The 16,286-nt window shown below is 52.9% G+C and carries 11 protein-coding genes; all 11 read left to right on the top strand.

Annotated elements, in window-relative coordinates; translation table 11 throughout:
* On the top strand, nucleotides 1-2,310 hold the full coding sequence (locus tag NF78_RS17885; RefSeq protein ID WP_035990510.1) for a GumC family protein: 2,310 nt from the start codon (nucleotides 1-3) through the stop codon (nucleotides 2,308-2,310).
* Between the two features lie 57 nt (nucleotides 2,311-2,367).
* The gene (locus tag NF78_RS28410) at nucleotides 2,368-4,317 is read left to right on the top strand and encodes a hypothetical protein (protein WP_052050707.1); all 1,950 of its coding nucleotides are present in this window, start codon (nucleotides 2,368-2,370) and stop codon (nucleotides 4,315-4,317) included.
* Between the two features lie 113 nt (nucleotides 4,318-4,430).
* Entirely contained in the window at nucleotides 4,431-5,441 is a 1,011-nt protein-coding gene (locus NF78_RS17875; RefSeq protein ID WP_156119867.1) for a hypothetical protein, read from the top strand.
* Nucleotides 5,442-6,548: 1,107 nt separating this feature from the next.
* Nucleotides 6,549-7,757, top strand: a complete 1,209-nt coding sequence (locus NF78_RS17870) for a glycosyltransferase family 4 protein (protein ID WP_263970650.1) — start codon at nucleotides 6,549-6,551, stop codon at nucleotides 7,755-7,757.
* Between the two features lie 241 nt (nucleotides 7,758-7,998).
* Nucleotides 7,999-8,424 (top strand): hypothetical protein, encoded by a 426-nt coding sequence (locus NF78_RS17865; protein WP_035990504.1) that lies wholly within the window; start codon nucleotides 7,999-8,001, stop codon nucleotides 8,422-8,424.
* Between the two features lie 31 nt (nucleotides 8,425-8,455).
* Nucleotides 8,456-9,181, top strand: coding sequence for a class I SAM-dependent methyltransferase (locus NF78_RS17860; protein WP_035990501.1), 726 nt, complete (start codon nucleotides 8,456-8,458; stop codon nucleotides 9,179-9,181).
* 84 nt (nucleotides 9,182-9,265) lie between these two features.
* Complete coding sequence (locus NF78_RS17855) at nucleotides 9,266-11,101, top strand: ABC transporter ATP-binding protein (RefSeq protein WP_072016183.1); 1,836 nt, start codon at nucleotides 9,266-9,268, stop codon at nucleotides 11,099-11,101.
* 373 nt (nucleotides 11,102-11,474) lie between these two features.
* Nucleotides 11,475-12,353 carry a UDP-N-acetylmuramate dehydrogenase gene (murB, locus tag NF78_RS29750; RefSeq protein ID WP_072016182.1) on the top strand — a complete coding sequence of 293 codons (879 nt, stop codon included), beginning with the start codon at nucleotides 11,475-11,477 and terminating at the stop codon, nucleotides 12,351-12,353.
* A gap of 46 nt (nucleotides 12,354-12,399) precedes the next feature.
* Nucleotides 12,400-13,611, top strand: a complete 1,212-nt coding sequence (locus NF78_RS17850) for a UDP-N-acetylglucosamine 1-carboxyvinyltransferase (protein WP_263970649.1) — start codon at nucleotides 12,400-12,402, stop codon at nucleotides 13,609-13,611.
* Nucleotides 13,612-13,678: 67 nt separating this feature from the next.
* Nucleotides 13,679-14,725: a glycosyltransferase family 2 protein gene (locus tag NF78_RS29745; protein ID WP_081972747.1), complete on the top strand. Its 1,047-nt coding sequence runs from the start codon at nucleotides 13,679-13,681 to the stop codon at nucleotides 14,723-14,725.
* A gap of 161 nt (nucleotides 14,726-14,886) precedes the next feature.
* Nucleotides 14,887-16,284: a lipopolysaccharide biosynthesis protein gene (locus NF78_RS31330; RefSeq protein WP_156119866.1), complete on the top strand. Its 1,398-nt coding sequence runs from the start codon at nucleotides 14,887-14,889 to the stop codon at nucleotides 16,282-16,284.
* Nucleotides 16,285-16,286 lie beyond the last annotated feature (2 nt).

Below are 16,286 nucleotides of genomic sequence, written 5' to 3'. Positions count from 1 at the left end.
ATGCCTTTTTCTCCCTCCTCAACGGCCCATGAAGCCAACGGCAACGGCAATGGTAACGGCCATAGTCAGGTCAATCATGGGTTCGTCCCGCTCAACGCGCCGCCATCCCCCCTCGTAGACGATGGCGATGATTTTGATCTAAGCCATCTGGTCGGGGTGCTGAGGCGGCGGCTGGGGGTATTTTTGGGAGTGGCGGCGCTCTCCTTTGGCGGCCTGACGCTCTGGCATTTGAGCCGTCCCCCGGCCTACAGCGGCACCGTCAATCTCCTGGTTGAGCCCGTAACCAGCGTTACCTCTGGGGGGCTGGAGGAAGTGCTGGGGGTGCAGAGCGGTCGGACCGGGTCGAGCCTGGACTACGATAGCCAGATTCGGGTGTTGCGCGGTCCGGCGGTGATCAACCCAATTCTGGAAAACATTCAGCGCCGCTACCCGGACATCACCTACACCCAACTGCTCAACCGCCTGAACATTGTTCGGGAGGGTGACTCCAAGGTCCTGCGGATCACCTATAACGATGCCGACCCCGAGGTGGTCGCCTTTGTGCTCACCCAGGTGATCGAGGGGTTTGTAGACTACAGCGTGCAGGACCGCCAGGGCGACCTGCGGCGGGGTCTGGGTTTTATCGACGAGCAGCTGCAGGAGAAATGGCAGGAGGTCGCGGCCATTGAGGGCAGCCTGAGTGAATTTCAGAAGCGCTACGACATCGTCAACGTCAACGCCACCAGTGAAAGCGTGACCCAGCGCCTGAACCAGATGCTGGCCGACCAGGAGCAGCTGCGGGTCAATTTGGCGGCCCTGGAGCCCCTATACGACAATCTGCAAAACCAGGTGGGGTTTGATCCCAATACCGCTCTGCGGGTGGCCAACCTCAATGAATCGCCCACCTACCAGGCGCTGCTGGGGGATCTGCGCGAGCTGGAGCAGACCATTGCCGCCGAGTCGGCCCGGTTTGCCGCTGAAACGCCCATGATTGAGTCCTTGGAAGATCAGCGTCAGCAGCTGTTGCCGCTGCTGGAGGCCGAAGCCCAGCGCCTGGTGGGGGCAGCCGTGGAGGCGCAAAATCTGGGCTATCAGGGCTCGGTCAGTCGAAGCCTGATTCAGCAGCTGGTGGATACAGCCAACCAGGTGCAGGTGTTGCAAACCCAGGACCAGGCGATCGCCCAGGCGGTGCAGCAGCTGCAGGCGGAAATTCAGCGGCTAGCGGACCTGTCCCGGTCGTTTCAGCAAATTGACCGCGAGCTAACGGTGGCCGAAAGTAGCCTCAACCAACTGCTGGCCAGCCGCCAGGAGCTGCGTCTACAGATGGCTCGCCAGACCTCCCCCTGGGAAATTATTTCTCCCCTGAGCGAGTCGAGCATCGTCAAAACCACCAATCTGCCGCGCAACCTGCTGCTGAGTACGGTGGTGGGGCTGATGCTGGGCGGGATGGCGGCCCTGCTGCGCGATCGCATGGATCAGGCCTTCCACAGCGCTGAGGAGTTGGTCAAGGCCACCCAGCTGCCCAACCTGGCCACGGTGCCCAATGCCCTGGCCCTGCAAAAGCAGCCGCTGCTGATGACCCCCGCCCTGGCGGTGACGATGGCCGATGTGCTGACCCAGAGCCAGAGCCCCGACAAGCTCTACACCTCCTTTAGCTTCGCGGAGGCCTTTTACTCCCTTGAGGCCAACCTGCGCATGCTCAGCTCCGACGTGCCGGTGCAGGTGGTGGCGCTGACCTCGTCAATACCGGGGGAAGGCAAATCGACGATGTGTGCGCACCTGGCGATCGCGGCGGCGAACATGGGCCGTCGGGTGTTGTTAATTGACGGCGACCTGCGCAAGCCCAGCCAGCACCTGATCTTCAGCCAGCCCAACCGCCAGGGACTGAGCGACTTGATCACCCAGACCATTGAGGACCCCACCGAGCTGGTGCTGACGGTGCCGGGCAACCCCAACCTGCACCTGCTGACGGCGGGGGCTCGCCCCCCGGCGCCCGGTCGGCTGCTGTCTTCGCGCAAAATGCAGCAGATCACCGAGCAGTATCGCCGCCACTACGATCTAATTATTTTTGATACGCCGCCTCTGGCCGGCATGATCGACGCTAAACTTACGGCGGCCCACGCGGATGGGCTGCTGCTGGTGGTGCGACTGCACCGCTCGGAGCGATCGGAAATTCAGCGGGTGCTGGCTGACCTGGGCAATACCGCCCAGGCTCCGCTGCTGGGTCTCGTCGTTAACGGCGTGCCCCAGAGTCGGCAGAGTGGCTACGACCATTACTACGGCTACTACAGTCGCCCTCAGCTAACGACTGGGCTGGAGGAAGGCTACTAGCAAAAGAACCGCCAGCGGTGAGTTGATGACGGTAACGGGATGTGAGGAGCATAGGGCATGAAACGTAAATCGAAACCGCCAAAGCCCCTGGTTGCAGGCGGGCTGTTGGGGCTGGCTGGGCTGGGGCTGCTGCCCCAGGTGGCCAGGGCCAGTGCTGACCTGCCGCCCGCAGTGCCTGATGCTGACGGGGGAGCGATTCAGGCTGAAGATCCCCATCCAGTGGCCGTGCCCGCACCGTCGGCCCAGACAACTGAACCCCAGATTGAGGAGCAGGCTGCGGCCCACCCGACCTGGAGCCCCGAAACTGAGCATTCGGCAGCGGTGGTGGCGGCAGCGGCAGAGGACTCCGAACCGACCCGGCTCGAGGCGGAGATGGCGATCCCTGAGGGTATTGCAGACAGCTCGATAGCTGGGGCAACCGAGGCTGCGTTGACGGCTTCAGAGCTGGCCCCCCCAGATCTGAGCCCGGCTGCTACAGCGGTCCCTGCTGCTGCCAGTCTGTCGACCCCAACGGGCGCGACGACCGGGCTGAGCGATCGCCCCCATACCACCCCAGCTGTAGATACCACGACATCCGCAGCCGCTGAGCCGCTGTCTGCAATGGTGGCCAAGCCTGCTAATGCTAAGCCCTTGCCCCTGGCTGCTCTGGAGCCTGACGCTCAGGTGAGCCCAATCAATCGGGAGAGTGGCCACGAGGCGGCGATCGCGCCCGAGCCAGCCCCCGTGATCCCGACCGTCCCTGCGGCCGCGGCACCGACTTCGACCGTTCAACTCACGCCCCGGCGCACAACCCCGAAAGTGGCAGCACTACAGTCGCGGGCCGCAACGGTGCAGACCCTGCTGCGAGATTTGCGATCGACCTACGGCCTAGAGAACTCCTTGAGCGCGATCGACATCACCGCGGCCCCCGCCAATGCGCCAGCCAGCCTACCGCCCACCGCCCACCGCCGGGAGCCGCAGCTGCCCTCGCTGCGATCGGCCCGCCGTGGGGTACCTCCCGAGCCCCAGCGGCCCGAGGCGAGTCACACCATGCCTGAGGCAGTTTCCCCGGCTGGCCCTGAGGGCGATCGCAGCCCTACCTCGTTCTCCAGTCAACTTCCCCTGGAACAACCCGCCAACGTAGCGCTGGCCCTTCCCATACCCCAGCCAGTAATGTCGACGGGGCAAACCGCCATCGGGGGGGTAGACCTCATCGAGAATTCTCTCCCGTCGTCAGTGGCAGCGACCCCTGCGGTAACCATCGCTCAGGGCACGGCGTCTGAGGCAGATGCGGCCCAGATCCGAGACCAGCTGCGCATTGAACCCCTGACCACCACGACCGACATACCTCGGACGTTTCCGCCGTCGCCCAACGCGGGAATTCCGTCTGGGTTTGGGGCCAACTGGGGCGATCTGTTCATCGGGCTTTCGCTCAGCGGGGCCGATCGCCTGCGGCCCGAAGCCGACGGCAGCCTCACCGCAGGTTTTGGACTGGGCGATTCGCGTCGCTTGGTAGGAGTAGAGTTGGCCTACAACCTGCTCAGCATGCGGCGGTTTGGCGAAAATGGTGGGTTTGATGTCAAGGTCCATCGCCAGGTCCACAGCAGCGACGAAACCCAGGTGGCCGCCGCCGTAGGGCTGAACAACTTTGCTTCCTACGGTCCCGAGGCGGGGGGCAGCGCGTCCAGTCTCTACGGTGTGGTCACCGTGGCCCAACTGCTGCAGCCCGAACATCCTGAAAACCGGCTGCCGATTACGGCCTCAGTGGGCCTTGGCGGCGGCTCCTTTGCGGGTGAGGGCAGTGATGTGGGCCTGATTGCTGGGGTCGGCCTTCAGGTCCATCCTCAGTTTTCGGTGAACACCGCCTGGAGCGGGGTGGGGGTCAATGTGGGGGCCTCAATTGTGCCAGTCCCTACGCTGCCGCTGACTTTAAACCTGCTCTACGGTGACGTCGGCAACAATACCCCGAGCGGTTCCGTCGCCGTGCTCAGTATTGGCTATGGCTTTAACTTTGGCCCTCGATTTTAATCACCAAAGGCGTATCGCCTGCCCAACAGCTCCGGTGGCCCTCTGGTCAGCCTGGGTTTCAACCCTCAGATACTCGTTTTAACGCTTCTACTCATGAATTCAGGAGAATAACCGTGAACAGACTGGTAGGCCGACTGGCGCGACAACTGGGATTGGGCATGGGCCTTTTGGCTGGCAGTATGGCGATCGCGCTACCGGGCTATTCAGGGTCTGTCCCCGTGGGCTTGGGCAGCGGTGTGTTTGTCGGCGGCTCGACCCTGCTGCCAATTGGGGCATCGACGTTGGGCAGCGAAGAGGAAATCGCGTCAAACTCTCCCAATGTTGTGGTTGACCCCGCCACCGGAGAAATTATCCTGACCGCCGGGGCGCAGCAAACCCTCAACACCGCTGCCCTCCAGATCCTGCTGGGGCTCCAGACCACCAACCCCTCGCTGGCAGCCATTCTGTCTACGCCAGGGGACATTGTCCTCAACATCCTGAGCCCGGTAGGAGCCACGGGCGAGGAGGGCGAAGCGGGGGGCACGGTGAGCGAAATTGCCGCCGCTGTCGTTGCGGCCATCCTCAACGGTGAAAGTGTGACGCTGATCAGTAGCCAGGGCAGCCTGAGCATCGCGGCCCCTACCGTGGCCACGGGCGCTCAGTCAGGTGTTCTGGTGGCCAGCCTGCAGGGCTTCGTTGCCCAGACCGCGCCCGCTCCGGGTACCAGGGTGGCGACGTCCTCAGTTTTTGTGCCTCAGGCAGGCACCCCCCTGGTTACGCCGCTCCAGGGCAGCCTGGAGCAGGTTGCCAACGCGGCGGGTTTTCTAGCCGCTGCCTTCGCCGCAGGTATACCCCCCAATCAGGTGACTGCGTTCACCGACATGGCCGTGGCGGGAATCGACTACATCGACCTGGTCAACCTCTTCAATGCCGTCAGTGGTCTACTGCCGGCTCAGGCTGGCGGCACAGCAGCCCCCATCAACGCGACCCAGCTGGAGGCCGCTATCCAGGCCTACAACAACATTTTGGACAACACCGACCCAGATGTTTTAGTCAGCCTGGCCCAGTTCGAAGATTTTGTGGTGTTAGGGCGATCGCTGCAGCAGCTGCGAACCGCCATTGAGGTTCAAACTTCGTCTAACTGATTAGATTCACCGTTTGCCATGCTTGAAACTATAGCCATCGCCAGAACCGTTAGGACATGACCAATGCCCCTGAAACTATGGCTATACGCCATGGCGCTGCCCCAGTTTTTGCCTTGGGAGAGGCCAATGTCCTAAGCGTGATGGCCATCGCTATAAATTTGAAGCGTCTCTTTTGATCGCTTGTATTTAAGCGCGCAGCAGATCGCAGGTCAATTGAAACGCTGCGTTCCTGCATCGGCTACGCTGCGGACTGAAGCGACCTCTAACTTTGGCAATAGACTGACTCAAATGGCCAGCTTTATGCCTGATTGAGTTCTTTCTGTTTGTTGGCGACCATAAATCAACGCCAGGCGAGTTTTTCCGGTTTTAGTTTCTGCCCTCAGCATAGACGTGAGGGTTCTACTCGATTTGAAGAACGGGGCGATCGCAGCAGTACTGAACCTGCTTTTGTAGCTTTTTAGACAGTTTCTTTCGTGAATGAGCCTCGAAACCATTCAAATCGCTTTGATCTATCATTGTCGGTCTGACTCTAAAAAAAACAAAAATTACTGCTGCATTAATTTGATAAATGCGGTATCCTTCTCAATATTCTGAAATCGCTTCTCCGGTGGGGCAATCGCCCTTTCGCTGGAAAAGGTCGTCACAACACCTTGGACTGCGGCCTACCGTGGATTATGTAAACATTCTTTTAGTAATGGTCTTCTGGCCTTTGGGTGGGAATTCTTGAACAAGGTAAATCGCCTCGAGCATGAGTTGCCTGGTGTAACCTTGTGTTGACGGCGACAACAATAAGAAATGCTTTTGTTTGTCAGGAATTTTTGATTTTTGTAAAGTCGATTTGATCTACCCATAGCCCAAGAGTAAGTGAACTAATGCTGGCTTTTGGGTCACAAAGCACAGCGGCAGTCTGTTTGCAGGCTTTGTACAAATAAAACTTCGAGTTAGGAACTTAAGAATAAAATCTCAAGAAACTTCTGTGTGCCGCTAGTGCCATGTTTCTGGAAGTAAAGGCGGATAGAATTGATGCATTTTGATCCGGGCGTATCTCCACAATTGTCAATTTTGACTCAGTTTTTCCCCCCTGACTATGCGCCCACTGGGCAGTTAATGGCCGAATTGGCGCAGGGCCTGAGCCGTCAGGGGTTGAAGGTGCAGGTGTTTGCCGGTCAGCCGGGTTATGCCTATGACCATCCCCTGGCACCTCAGCGCGAGACCATCAACGGGGTTGTGGTGCGGCGCACGCGCACCTCTCGCCTGTGGCCCCAGCGGATTCGCGGGCGGGCCGTGGGCGGACTGCTCTACTGTCTGCGATCGCTGGTTAAGCTGCTGCACCCGGCCCGCCGAGGCGATCTGGTGCTGGTCACCACCGAGCCGCCCTACCTGCCGGTGCTGGCCTACCTGCTACACGTCTTGTTTAAGCAGCCCTACCTGTGCGTTGTTTACGACCTCTACCCTGAGGTGGCGGTGGCGCTGCGAGTGGTTCCCGCCACCCACGGCCTGGCCCGACTGTGGCACTGGCTTAACTGCCTGACCTGGCGCCACGCCGAGGCGATCGTGGTACTCAGCCGCACCATGAAGCAACGCATTGTCGATCAGTGCCCTGAGATTGGCGACAAAATATCGGTCATTCACAACTGGGCCGATCCCAGACTGATTTTTCCTCGCCCCAAGGCCGATAACTGGTTCGCCCACCAGCACGGCCTGAGTCAGGTTTTCACGGTGCTCTACTCGGGCAATATGGGTCGTTGTCACGACCTGGATACCGTGATGGCCACAGCCCAGACTCTGCGCCATGCGCCGGTGATGTTTGTGTTTGTCGGCGGTGGTGCCAAGCGGCAACCCTGTGCAGACTGGGCCCAGGCAACCGGATTGACCAACTGTCTGTTTTTGCCCTACCAATCTAAGGCCGATTTACCCTACTCGCTTACCGCTTGCGATCTGAGCCTGGTCAGCCTGGTGCCGGGGGTAGAGGGGTTGGTGGCTCCCAGCAAGCTCTACAGCAGCCTGGCGGCTGGCCGACCAGTAGCCGCTATTTGCGAAGATCACTCCTACCTGCGATCGCTGCTGTCCGAAGGTGGCTTTGGTCGTGCCTTCAGCAATGGCGACAGTCAGGGGTTGGCCGACTTCATCCAGGCGCTGATAGCCAACCCCTCCCTGGGGCAGCAGATGGGCGATCGCGGTCGCAGCTACATGCAGCAAAAGTTTACCCCCGAACAGAGCGCGCTTCAGTACCTTGAAGTGGTGGAAACCTGCCTCTATGGCCCAACCCATACCTCAGTGGTCCCATCTCCCAAGGCGGCTACCTCTCGTCTGTAGCGATCGGCCTGCAAGCAGTTGACATCTAGGCGAAATCTTAAATGTTCTGGCCCAGGTCTCACCCAATCGAATAATTCCGGTACCCTTTTTCACAGGGAGCGGGCTTCGACGGTCTAAAGATCTCAGTCTCTCCCCCGTAGTCTTAGCCCCACTAAGACCGTAGGCAGGATAAGTGTGTCCGAGATATCCGCTCTAGCCCTACCCGCTGGGGGCACTTGACCCTTAACTACTCCCCTTCGCTATGGCCTCACCCCCTCGCAACCGCAACCGCTCTAAACGGCGCGCCATCCACTGTCCCGACCACGGCACTTACCTCGACAGCGTCAGCCAAAAATACCCGCTTTACACCACCCAAGCTGAGCATTTGCAGCAGCGAGGCCTGAGTCGCCTGCGATCGCTCACCGTCATCGCTGGCTACGGCACGGTGCCCCTGACAGGCGAGTGGTTAGAGGCATTTTGGTGCGACCATTGCCAGGAAACCCGCTGGTACCATGTCCGCAAAACCGTTAATAACCACTACAGCGTTGAAGCGGCTCCAGAAACCCTCTGGATGCAGGCCAGCGGCGTCATCCTACCCACCGGCAACCCCACGGTCAGCGAGTTTACCCGTCGTCAAGCCCGTCAAACCCAGTACCAAGGTGTAAAAGATTTCCGTCGCATTGGTTAGTCCGTTTTTCTAAGCAAATCTTTTGACCTAGATGTTTAACTCCAACGATCGCTTCCTGGGAAGTTACAACAGCTTGGATGGTACGGTGGAGTTCTATGGCCGTATCAAGTCATTGCTGCAGCCAGACTTCAAAGTTTTGGACTATGGCGCGGGCCGGGGGCAGTGGTTTTTTGAGGATGCCAGCAAATATCGGCGATCGCTACGAGACCTCAAAACTGACGTGAAGGAGTTTATTGGGGTCGATGTCAGCCCAGTGGTGCTCACAAACCCTATTACCTCGCGCAACCTGCACCAGGAGCAGCCCCATGGTTCTCTGCCCCTGGAAGCAGAGAGCATAGATATCATCATCTGTGATTATGTGTTGGAACACCTGTCGGTGGCGGATCTGGAATTCTTGCGACGCGAGGCTCAGCGATTGCTAAAGCCGGGAGGCTTTTTCTGTGCCCGCACGCCCCATTACTGGAATTGTGTTTGCGTGGGGGCACGGTTAGTGAGGCAGTCGCTCCACAGTGGGGCGCTGCGTCTGTTTCAACCCGAGCGCAAACCAGAGGACATTTTTCCGACTCAGTATCGGTGCAATACCCATCGCCAGGTGTCGCAATGGTTTGCGGGATGGTCTAACTATTCCTATACCTACGTACCAGAGCCTGGCTACTGTATGGGCAACCGCTATGTGTTTGCGCTACTGTCGCTGGTGCACCGGCTGGCCCCCAGCGGGCTGACCGGGAATCTGTTTGTATTTTTGCAAAAACCTTAGATATGACAACCATGGTCTTGAGGATATGCGTAGGTTGCATTTGCACAGAAACGCACTGCAAAAGACCAGTACTGGCTCAAAACTATGGTTAAGCGCTACCATTTCCCCGTTCGGCGTCGTTCCAATCCACGTAGCCTCAGCACTCAATCGCTTCTTCGGGGGCTGTGGGAGCACCTCAGCCCCCGCCGCCGGTGGCAGCTCCCTGGTCTGGTGGGGCTCATGCTGGCCAGTGGCTTAGCGGAGGCTGTTACCCTGGGGGCGGTGCTGCCTTTTTTGGGCGTCATCGTTGCTCCAGAGCAGATTTTTGACTACCCGGCAGCGGCCCGTCTGGCGATTTGGTTGGGGCTAACCACTAGTGACCAGCTAGTGCTGCCGCTCACGGTGGCCTTTGCTATGGCGGCCCTGGTGGCTGGAGCCCTGCGGCTGTTGGTACTGTGGGCCATCAAAAACTATGTGCAGCGGGTGGGCCATGAGCTGTCGGTAGAGGTGTATCGGCGTACGCTGTACCAGCCCTATCAGGTGCACATTGCCCGCAACAGTAGCGAAATCATCAGCTCGGTAGAAAAGGTGAACACGGTGATGGCCGCTGTGACCCAGGCGCTGACGCTGACCAGCGCTACGGTGATGGTAACAGCCATTGTGCTGGCGCTGGTGGCGGTCAGCCCGTGGTTGGCGGCGACGGCGTTTGTGGGCTTTGGCAGTCTCTATGCCGGAATTGTTGCCATTACTCGACCTCGCTTAGCCCGTAACAGCCGCATTATGAGCCGCGCGCTGACTCAAAAGATTAAGGCTCTCCAGGAGGGGATGGGGGGCATTCGCGATGTTTTGCTCAACCACACGCAGCCCTTCTACTATGAGCTGTACCGCCAGGCGGACTGGCCCTTTCGCCAGGCCAAGGCAGAAAATGCGTTTATTGCTGGCAGCCCTCGCTATGGCATGGAGGCGCTGGGGATGGTGCTGATTGCGGCGATCGCCTACGGCTTGAGTCAGCAGGTAGGGGGTGGGGCAATGGCGCTGCCCCTGCTGGGAACGCTGGCGCTAGGAGCACAGCGACTATTGCCAGCGCAGCAGCAGATGTTTGCGGCCTGGGCGTTTTTGCGAGGCGATCAAGGATCTGCGGAGGATGTAATGAAGCTGCTGGGACAGCCGCTACCCCAAAGTTTTTTGCAGCCGCCGCCTCCGCCGCTGGAGTGGCACAGGGCGATCGAGTTTGCAGGGGTCAGTTTTCGCTACTCGGAGGAATCTCCCTGGGTACTCCAAGATATCTCGTTTACGATTCCTAAGGGGGTGCGGGTTGGCATCATTGGCACAACGGGTAGCGGTAAAAGCACGACGTTGGATATTTTGATGGGGCTGCTAGAGCCATCGGTTGGGCAAGTTTTAGTGGATGGCTTGTCTTTGCAGGAAGAGTATTGTCGAGCTTGGCAACAGACTATTGCCCATGTTCCTCAGCACATCTATTTGGCTGATACAACGTTAGCTGAGAATATTGCACTAGGTGTATTAAAGGAGTCAATTGATTTAGCTAAACTTAAAAAAGCAGCGGAGCAAGCGCAAATTTCTGAGTTCATTGAATCCTGCCCTGGAGGCTACTGGGCAGAAATTGGAGAGAGAGGTATTCGGCTAAGTGGGGGACAGAGGCAACGGATAGGAATAGCCCGAGCACTATATCGACAGGCATCAGTTTTAATATTTGATGAGGCGACCAGTGCGTTAGATAATGCTACAGAAAAAGAAGTAATGGCCGCTATCAATGGCCTAGGTAACGATCTGACTATTTTAGTGATTGCCCATAGACTAAGTACGGTAGAACGCTGTGACTGGATTGTAAAATTGAGTGATGGGAAAGTAGTAGCTCAAGGACGTTATCAAGATTTTTTGGAGCAATCCGGGAGCTTTAAAAAAATAGTGACACTATGACTAGAGTTCTTGAGGTATGGAACTTAGAACTTGAGCAAGTAAGATTAAGGCTTCAAGTCCTAGCAATGTAGATTTATCGAATTCAAATTATGGTTGAACTGGTACTTCACTCAAAAAATATTAGTCACATTTTAGAGGATAAAGAGACTATTTGGAAAACCAATAATAGGCTTTCTATTCTCTTAAAAAGTAGTTTACATAACATTCTCACTCGAATAAAACATAGGTAAGTTACCCAAGTCTGCGAGTTCCCAATCTTGTCCTAGTTGAGGTGTGCCTCATGTGTCAAGAACCACTATAGATATTACAAGTGATCTAGATAGCTCTACTTAAAAACTATGGTCCTCCTGCAAAGCTAAATGTATGCTCTAAAATGAATAAAAATACTCTTCGAAATATTCCACTAGCTGCTTACACAACCTGGAAAATTGGCGGAGTAGCAAAATATTTAGTAGAGCCCCTTTTGGGAAATCTTCGTGAGGCATTAACCTGGTGTGCTGAATGCCAATTGCCTGTTTATGTTCTTGGCCGCAGTTCCAATGTCCTAATTGATGATTCTGGTCTCCCGGGCCTGGTTGTAATAACATGCAATTCTTTAACTAAACTGTGCAGAGAAGACAACTTTATTGTTGCAGAAAGCGGTGTTTCTTTGCCTCGCTTATCTAGGTTCGCTGCTCACGAAGGCTTCTCAGGCTTTGAATTTCTTATTGGTATTCCTGGCACCGTTGGCGGTGCTGTCGCAATGAATGCTGGATTAACTGTGTTTCGCCCTCGTGAAATGACAGACATTGTCAAAGACTTTGATGTCCTTAACCTAGACGGCACAATCAAAACGCTAACTATGGCTGATGTACATGCAGGCTATCGTTATACAAGTTTACTTGATGACCAACGTTTAGTGCTAAAAGTTCGTTTTCACATAAACAGTGAAGGTGAACCCAACAAAATCCGACGCAGTACACTTGAACATCTCAGAGAGCGTAAGCGTAAGCAACCATTAGATAAACCAACTGCTGGCAGTACTTTTAAGTCTCCTTCTGGAGGCAAAAGTGCAGGTTGGTATATTGAACAAGCAGGCTTGAAAGGTTTTGAATTCGGTGGAGCGCGGGTTAGCCCAGTTCATGCAAATTGGATCGAAAACATGGGATCCGCAACGTCGGCAGATGTACGCCATTTAATAGATTATATTCAAACCCGCGTGGACAATCAATTAGGAATTCAATTAGAACCCGAAGTACGTTTTTTACCTTAAGATGCCTAATAATCTGGATAGACTCATAATTTATCCGTCGCGTCTAGTGGGAGAAGTTAAAATTAGCGGAGCAAAAAACTCCACACTACGACTTTTGGCAGCCTCTCTATTAACTTCAGCACCAATTCGATTGCAAAACTATCCCAGCACATTGCTTGACGCCCTTATCCATATTGAGATGTTGGAGGCTCTAGGTAAAACCTGCCGACTTATTAATGGAAGTGAGATAGAGATCGCTGAAGCAAGAACACCTTCTTCTGAGCTTATCTGGAATAAAAGATTAATTCGCAACACTTTACTGATTCTAGGAGCATTAGTAGGACGCACAGGTCAAGGGAAAGTTCCATTGCCGGGAGGATGTCAACTCGGCGATCGTAAATACGATATCCACCTTATGGTGCTCAAATCATTTGGAGCTCACGTCTGGGAGGAGAATGGTTACCTTTGTGCAGAAGTTTCTAGGCATCAAGAACTCAAAGGGACAGACATTTTTCTACCTATTCGATCAACAGGAGCTACCGAGAACAGTATCATTTGTGCATGTTTAGCCAAAGGTAGAACGCGTATTTGGGGGCCGCATATTCGTCCGGAGATTCAAGATTTAGTTAAGTTCCTTAATTCCCTTGGAGCTAAAATTGAAGTTCGTGGGCAGGAGAGCATCATTGTTGAGGGAGTTAATGAATTAGGTGGCGTTACTCATAGAGTAATTGCTGATAATGTTGAAGCCCTAACCTGGTTAATTGGTTCAGCTGTGACCAATGGAGATATAGAAATTATAGATTTTCCCTTTGAACACCTAGAAGTCCCTCTTATTCATCTCCGGGAAAGCGGAGTTCGTTTTTATCGATTAGATAACAGGATTACTGTTCGGGGCTCAAGCTGTTACCCCGTTGATATCAGCACTGGTTCTTACCCAGGAATTAATTCTGACATGCAGCCATTGTTTGCTGTTTTAGGTGCAAAGGCAAAAGGAGAAAGCCGAATTATTGATCTAAGGTTTCCTGGTCGATATGCCTATGCTGAGGAACTCGCTAAGATGGGAATGAATTATGCAATTAAGGACAATCTCTTAGTTATTCAAGGTGGACAAGATCTTCATGGAGCTAAGGTTACAGCCCTTGACTTAAGAGCTGGTGCAGCTTTAATGGTTGCAGGTTTTGTAGCAGATGCTCCAACTATTATAGAAAATGCATGGCAAATCTTTAGGGGTTATGATCAGCTAGATGAGAAATTGTCTAAGCTTTGTATCTCTTGCTAGCCTGTCAGATTATATGAAATGCGCTATTCTCATAATAATTTAAATAGGGTAAAGACAAAATCAGAGCGTGACCCATTTGGATATAGAAGGAAACGTAAATAAACCGCTTGTTTCTATTATCTCATGTTTCTATAATCGTCCTAAATACGTAAAGTGCTCTGTTGAAAGCTTACTAAGACAAACATATTCAAACATTGAAATTTTACTTGTAAATGATGGTTCAACAGATACTACTTTAAATGAACTCATGTTCTTTCGTGACTCACGAATTCGTTTGATTACACACGAAAATAAAGGATTTGTGTCTGCTCTACGTGCTGCAATTGAAGCGTCTCGAGGGTCATTAATCGCAATACATGGCTCTGGTGATATTTCTTTGCCTGATCGGATAGAGATGCAGGCTAACTTACTTATGAAGAGCCCTGATGTTGGGGTTGTTGGATGTTATATGCGGGGTTTTAACGTAGTCACCGGTAAGTATCATGTTAAACGCCCAGTGATAGAGGAAGATCAGCTATCTCAACTAATCAAAGAAAATATTTTCTCTCATGGAGAAGTTATGTTTAAGCGTATTTTCTACGAACAAGTGGGTGGTTATCGTGTGTTCTTCGAGTTTGCTCAAGATCGAGATCTTTGGTTAAGGCTGGCTCCAATTACTCGTTTTGCTATTGTTCCAAAGATTTTATACGAAAGAGAATTGATAGAAGGTTCTGTAACTAGAGTTCCCTCAAAGGCTAGAAAGCAAGCTTATCTATCAGAATTTGCAGTTACTTGTGCTCTCATAAAAAGAGAGCAGGGATTTGACCCACTCGATAGAGATGGCTACGAAGCTTTTCAAAAGCTTGCTCTAGTTAGTTTGCAGTTGCCACTTCGACTGAGAAGTCTAGCCTTTCGTTACCTAGCATCTTCTAAGTTAGACGCTGCTAATACACTAATGGCGGAAGCAGTTTTTCTCGATCCATCTATTCATAATAGATCAGCTTTGGTGGTTATAGTACTAGCTCAGAGAATGCCAATAATAAGGGTATTTTTGAAGCTGATTATTCGATGGCGCTCGAACTTAATTTGGTTTCTGGATGCGATAAACTCTACTAAAATCCTGGTCAACGATTGAGTTTATGAAAATAGTTTTCAGTAACAACACTCTGAGCAGATTTGATAGATAAAAGTGAAATGAGGGTTTCTGCCCTCTTTCTCAGCAGTTTAGCAATGAGGAATTGAGGGCTGCTTTACCTATGGCATTCCCTTTTGTGAACAATAAAATGGCAAATGTGGATGGTGTATCCACTGAGCCAAAGGTACTTCAAGGTTTATTTGCAATCAAGATGGATGAGTATTAAAAGGTATTTGACCTCTTGTTTCTACAATATAGATATTGCTCGTGCTAAGCGACTTTCACAAGAGGGAGCGTGGATTTTAATTGGACAAATTGCCGCTGTTCTTGGCTCATTAGCTCTAGTTAGAGTGTTAACTGAGCATCTACAACCTGTTGAGTATGGGGAATTAGCTCTTAGTCTTACTATTTCGGCTCTAGTTGGCCAGGTTGTAATGGGTGGCATTGGCGGAGGAATTGCTCGCTTTTATTCAGTTGCCATTGAGAAGCAGGATCTGAAAAGTTATTTTAACGCGTCTAAAAGCCTTGTAGGCTATGCCATACTAGTTGTACTACTCTTGGCAGTTCTGCTTGTTATTGCTCTTATATTGACTGGGCAAAGCCAGTGGCTTGGTCTAGCAGTAGCGGTAATGATATTTGGCATTATTAGTAATTTAAATGCTGTCTTGAGTGGCATTCAAAATGCAGCTCGACAGCGGTCCATTGTAGCCTTGCATAGTGGTCTAAATGTATGGCTTAAAATTGGCTTAATAGTAATAGTTATTCCTTGGCTAGGTGCCTCTAGCTTTACCGTTGTCATCGCCCATGGAATTGCTGCTTTAGTGGTAACTGCTTCTCAATTATATTTTCTCAGGTGTCTTTTACTTAGCCAACGCCAAACTTTGCCAGTTAAGCAAAGCAATCAGGTAGACGAAAATTGGATTAAGCAAATCTGGATATTTGCATGGCCCTTCTCTATTTGGGGAGCGTTTACCTGGGTTCAGCAAGTATCAGATCGATGGGCTTTAGGTGCTTTTGCCACTGTTCAACAAGTTGGTCAATATGCAGTTTTGTTTCAGCTAGGTTATACCCCAATTAGTCTGGTTACAGCCTTGGCCACGTCTTTCCTAGGACCAATCCTTTATCAGCGTTCAGGAGCAGCTACAGATAATGGCCGTAATATTTCTGTTCACCGTTTAGCATGGCGTATTACTGGCACATGCCTTGTTCTAACTGGATTAGCTTTTCTTATTTCGTTACTATTCCATAGTTGGTTATTTAAGGTACTAGTCGCACCTTCATTTCGTGATTCCTCTTATTTTTTGCCTTGGATAGTATTGTCAGGAGGATTATTTGCCTCGGGTCAAATGATCGCTTTAAAGCTGATGTCAGAAATAAATATTCGGGCAATGACTGCCGCTAAGATTGTTACAGCAATCTTTGGAACTTTTTGCAACTTTATAGCTGCTTGGTTTTTTGGACTCTCCGGAATTATAGGCTCGCTACTTTTATTTTCACTTCTATATTTTGCATGGATGACTTGGCTGGGTCAAAAACCACCCGAACTCAAAGGGCATTAGCT

The organism is Leptolyngbya sp. KIOST-1 (assembly GCF_000763385.1).
In the GTDB taxonomy this organism is placed as follows: Bacteria; Cyanobacteriota; Cyanobacteriia; order Phormidesmidales; family Phormidesmidaceae; genus Nodosilinea.
This window is presented reverse-complemented; position numbering and strand designations above follow the sequence as displayed.